Here is a 237-nt window from a genome sequence, read left to right on the forward strand (position 1 = left end):
GACACTTCCGATTTCGAGATCCCGCTGTCCGCGCCCAGGGCCTTGACCAGGTCATCGACCGAGCGGGTGGACACCCCGTGCACGTATGCCTCCATCACCGCAGCGAACAGGGCCCGGTCGATCCGCCGGCGCCGCTCTAGCAGCGAGGGGAAGAACGACCCGGTCCGCACCTTGGGGATCTTCAGGCCGAGGTCGCCGGCCCGGGTGGTCAGCAGCCTCTCCCACTGACCGTTGCGC

General features: G+C 68.8%; 1 protein-coding gene. It reads right to left on the reverse strand.

Going from position 1 to position 237, the window contains the following annotated elements:
• On the reverse strand, positions 1 to 237 hold a 237-nt coding region (locus OP79_RS49450; protein ID WP_033330011.1), incomplete at both ends, for an IS256 family transposase.

The organism is Streptomyces yerevanensis (genome assembly GCF_000716805.1).
Lineage (GTDB): Bacteria > Actinomycetota > Actinomycetes > Streptomycetales > Streptomycetaceae > Streptomyces > Streptomyces flaveus.